Annotated in this window: 2 protein-coding genes and 5 pseudogenes; 5 read left to right on the forward strand and 2 right to left on the reverse strand. The window is 63.0% G+C overall.

What is annotated here, in order from left to right; all coding sequences use genetic code 11:
* The 5 genes and pseudogenes from AC5Y4T_RS25980 to AC5Y4T_RS26000 form a co-directional block, all read left to right on the forward strand.
* Positions 1-263: pseudogene (locus tag AC5Y4T_RS25980) on the forward strand (IS5/IS1182 family transposase); the annotation flags it as partial.
* Between the two features lie 25 nt (positions 264-288).
* Positions 289-1,177, forward strand: a pseudogene (locus tag AC5Y4T_RS25985) (cytochrome P450); the annotation flags it as partial.
* Between the two features lie 11 nt (positions 1,178-1,188).
* Positions 1,189-1,831, forward strand: a pseudogene (locus AC5Y4T_RS25990) (transglutaminase-like domain-containing protein).
* Positions 1,779-3,017, forward strand: a pseudogene (locus tag AC5Y4T_RS25995) (AMP-binding protein). The pseudogenes AC5Y4T_RS25990 and AC5Y4T_RS25995 overlap by 53 nt, the downstream one beginning before the upstream one ends.
* A complete protein-coding gene (locus AC5Y4T_RS26000; RefSeq protein WP_335583073.1) occupies positions 3,014-3,454 on the forward strand; it encodes an AMP-binding enzyme in 441 nt (146 codons plus the stop codon). Before AC5Y4T_RS25995 ends, AC5Y4T_RS26000 begins: the two are co-directional and overlap by 4 nt.
* 69 nt (positions 3,455-3,523) lie before the next feature.
* Here the strand turns inward: AC5Y4T_RS26000 and AC5Y4T_RS26005 are convergent, their stop codons facing one another.
* Together AC5Y4T_RS26005 and AC5Y4T_RS26010 are read right to left on the reverse strand one after the other, a co-directional pair.
* Entirely contained in the window at positions 3,524-4,165 is a 642-nt protein-coding gene (locus AC5Y4T_RS26005) for a TetR/AcrR family transcriptional regulator (protein WP_065122890.1), read from the reverse strand.
* A 256-nt stretch (positions 4,166-4,421) separates the two neighbouring features.
* Positions 4,422-4,544: pseudogene (locus tag AC5Y4T_RS26010) on the reverse strand (LLM class flavin-dependent oxidoreductase); the annotation flags it as partial.
* Positions 4,545-4,579 lie beyond the last annotated feature (35 nt).

Below are 4,579 nucleotides of genomic sequence, written 5' to 3' on the forward strand. Positions count from 1 at the left end.
CGGCGGCCCGCGACCGGCTGCTCGATGCCCTGGTCAGCGACGCCCGCCGGGTGCTTGCCGAGCTGCCCGATCAGCAGGAGTCCCGGGCAGCCGAGGCGATGGCGTTACTGGCATTGATCGCCGGCCAAGACGTCGAACCGGCCGACGGGTCAGACGGTACCGACGGACAGTGGCGTATCGCGCCGCGGGTGCCGCCCGATCAGGTGATCTCCACGATCGATCCCGATGCGCGTCACGTGCACAATCCTCGTTCCCGCACCGAAACGCATCGACGATGGTCTTCGCCGGTTGAGTCGGCGGTGGCCCATCGCCATCGCCACGGATGTGTTCATGGGTGGCCGAGGCAAGGACAGCAGCGCCGCCGTCAGTCAGGCGCTCATCGCTACCGTCCGCGCGGCCAGTTCGCTTGTCCGCGCGCCGCTCCCCGGCACTCGCTCCCGCGCGGGCGTACGGGGCCGACGGGTGCTCGAGCAGTATTTCGCCCGCCACCCGCCGTCCGCCCGTGCAGGACACAGCGATGATCTGTTCGCCGCGCTGTGTCACGCGAGCACCGAAGACGGCGAACGCATCAGCGACGGCGACGTGATCAACCACATGATCTTCTTGATGATGGCGGCTCACGACACGTCGACCATTACCACCACCGCAGTGACTACTAAGTGGCGAAGCATCCCGAGTGGCAGGACCGGGCCCGCGCCGAAGCGGACGGTCTCGGCGATCGTCCCCCGGAGATCGATGACTTGGAGGCTCTCGCCACCCTGGACCTGATCATCAAGGAGTTGATGAGACTGGTCGCAGCCGTCCTACTGGTGATGCGAAAGACTATGGAGGACACCGCAATCGACGGCTACTACATTCCAGCAGACACCCTCGTCGCCATCACCTCCTCCGTCAACCATTACGTCCGCGACGTCGGGAGTGACCCGGACGCTTCGACCCATCACAGTTCGACGTTTCGCGCTGCGAGGATCAAGCGCACCGCTTCGCGGGGCTGCCGTTCGGCGGCGGTGCACACAAATGCATACGCATGCATCGGCACTCGCGCGAGGTCAAAGCGATCCTGCACCAGATGCTGCGCACCCATACCTGGAGCCTCAACGCCGATTACCGCGTCCGCTGGGACAACAAGTCACTTCCAATCCCGATGGACGGGTTGCCGATCACCCTGCGTCACTGAGGACGACAGGAATGGCGCGATTCTTCGCGTCCACCGAGTTCCTCGACTGGGAACACGATGCCGTGCAGCAATTCACCGCATCCGCGACACGCTGTTGCCACTGATCCGATCGACAAGGCGCACCGCATCATCACCGCGGTGCGCGATCCGATCTGGTACGACGCGAATTCTATCCCCGAAGACCCACGCCAGTACCAAGCCAGTGCGGTCGCCGTCGCCGGACGTGCGTACTGCATTCCCAAGGCGGTGCTCCTGACCGCCGCCTGTCGCGCCGCGGGATTCCGGCGCGGCTGGGTTTCGCCGACGTGGGCAACCATCTGCAGACGGAGAACTTACGTGAGCGGATGGGTGGTACGGATGTGTTCGTCTACCACGGCTACAGCCTGATGCTGCTCAACGATTGTGGGTGAAGGCCACGCCGGCGCTCAATCGCGAACTGTGCGACCGATTCGGCGTCGAACCCATCGGATTCGACGGTGAGCGCGACGCGATGTTGCACGCCTTTACCGGCGACGGTTCCCAGCACATGGAATACCTCCATGATCGTGGCGTGTTCGACGATCTTCCCCTGACACCATCATCGATGCCCTCCGCGCCAACTATGGCGACTTCGTCCACCAACCGCCCTCAACTGCGGACGTGTTCACCACCTAACACAGACCCGAAGGATGCGCACCAGTGCAAAGCACCATGCAAAGACGTTCCGTTGACCGTCACATCGATCGTCAGGCACGCAACGTCGATTCACGCTTACAGCAGGGTCGTCACGCCGACTGACTCTGGCTACCGTACAACGACGTACGGCGAGCTCAGCGTACGGATCAAACAGTTGGCCAACGCGCTACGTGGCCTCGGAATCACCGGCGACCAACGGGTGGCCACTTTCCAATGGAACAACCAGGAGCACCTGGAAGCCTATTGCGCGGTCCCGTCGATGGGCGCCGTTCTGCACACCCTCAACATTCGGCTGACGGCAGAACAGCTGGGCTACATCGCCAACCATGCCGACGACACGATCGTCATCGCCGACCTGTCACTTGCGCCGCTCCTGGCGAATACGCTGCCGGCGATGTCGTAGGTGCACACCGTGATCGCGGTCGGCGACGGCGATCGCGAGCCGCTGCTGACCAGCGACAAAACCGTGCTCCGCTACGAGGACCTGATCGCTGCTCAAGACCCGGAATTCGACTGGCCGCGCCTCGACGAGTGGTCGGCCGCGGCGATGTGCTATACCAGCGGCACGACCGGCAACCCGAAAGGTGTTGTCTACAGCCATCGTTCAACCTACCTGCACTCGCTGACCGGCTGCACCCCGAACGCACTGTCGATAGGCGAGCCCGACCGCATCCTGCCCGTCGTGCCGATGTTCCACGCGAATGCGTGGGGTCTCATCTATTCCGCCCTGATGTCGGGGGCCGACCTCGTGCTGCCTGACCGATACCTGCAGGCGGGACCGTCGGTGGCCATCATCGAGGACACCCAACCGACCGTGGCCGGCGCCGTCCCCACCATCTGGAATGACGTCCGGCACTTCCTGGAATCCGAGCCGGGGCACGACATTTCGTCGCTGCGCCTGGTCGCCTGCGGCGGGTCAGCCGTACCGGTGGCACTGATGCAGCAGTTCGAGAGCCAGTTCGGTGTCCCAATCATTCAGGCCTGGGGCATGACCGAAACTTCGCCACTGGCCACCGTGTCACGACCGACGTCTGGCATCGAGGGCGCGGCACTCAGGGCCGCCCGATATGCGGAGTTGAGATCAGGCTGCGTGACGACGATGGCCGCACCCTACCGTGGGATGGGCAGGCAGTCGGCGAGATCCAAGCCCGCGGGCCTCGGGTGACGGGCTCATACATCGGTGACGACGATCCCGACAAGTTCGATGAGGGATGGCTGTGCACCGGTGATGTGGGGCGAATCGACGAGCATGGCTTCTTGACGCTCACCGACCGGGCGAATGATGTCATCAAATCGGGTGGCGAGTGGATCTCGTCGGTGGACCGGGAGAACACCCTCATCGCCCATCCCGCGGTGCATGAAGCCGCGGTGATCGGGGTGCCCGACGAAAAGTGGCAGGAGAGACCATTGGCGTTCATCGTCACCACAACGACGCGAGGATCAGTGATGAACTGCGTGCCTTCCTCGACGGAAAAGTCGCGAAATGGGATCCCGGAGCGCTGGGCGTTCGTTGCCGAAGTCCCGCGACCCAGGGTTGGCAAGTACGACAAGAAGCTGTTGCGAACTCGCCACCGCGCTGACGAATATCAGGTAGTCGACTGAGGACACCATGGCAGTCACGTCGCCTTGGCTCAAACCAGAATTAGATGCACATCTTCAGCAATGGCGACATTACGTCGCTGGCTCTCTACGGAGATATTGGTCCGACAGCGTCGCTGCCAACCGACTCGAGTGCTCGACGATCTGCTGGGCATCGACGTCGAGCAACCCGACGTGCCAGGCCGTGATGAGTTCGACGAATCCGCCCACGGCGAACAGCGTGTCCATTCGCACGGCCGTGTGGTCGACATCGGGTTTCAGGTGCGGCTGGGCGGCGAGCACTACGAGTTCAGATGCTTGCTGCAGCGCTGCGATCCGCCGTTCCTGTAGGGGGGAACTGCCAGCATGGTGCGTCAATAGAATCTGAGCCCGGCCAGGGTCCTGTGCGATGCGCTCAATGACCACCAGAATCGCCGCACGCACGGAATCCAGCGGCGGCTGATCCGCGCTGGCTGCGAAGATCGCCTCGATCTCTTTGAGCATGTCATCGCGGACGCTGTCCCATGCAGCGACCAGTAATCCGTCACGGTCGTTGAATTCTTCGTAGAAGTAGCGGTCATTCAGCGATGTTTTGGCGCATACCCCCCGCATGGTGACTGCGGCCCAGCCGCTGTCACTCCAGATGTCGGTCGCCGCCTCGATGAGACGGCGCCGACGGTCGGCACGGCGTTCGGCAGCGGTACGTCCACCCCAAATACCTGCCTTCGTGCGCACACATCTATCTTGGCAAGGTTCCGGACCGGCGACAAACTGTGGCCTGCGCCCACAATGAGGGCGTATCACCCAAGTGGCACGGCCTGCTCGGACGCCGTCGACATGGTGTCGTGTCGCGGAAGATTTTGCGGTGTCGGTTCCCGTGTCTGTAGAGATTGTCAGCGCCACCGTCGTCCACCTCGGCTGCCGAGTAGTGGTCTTCTGGACGGGACGATATGGCCGCTGGCGTCGTCGCCATTACCCGGTGTGGTCGGGCCGCGGGTGCGCATTCGTTGATCAGTGAGTCCAGGTTTTCCTGGACACGGTCAGGTGGGATCGCGATAGAGGGCGAGTAGAGCATGATGTGATCGAGCACACCGTCGTAGCGTCGCAGGCCGTCGCTTCGTTACAAGTTATTAAACTACCCACTAACCG

Source organism: Mycobacterium sp. NGS11, assembly GCF_059813315.1.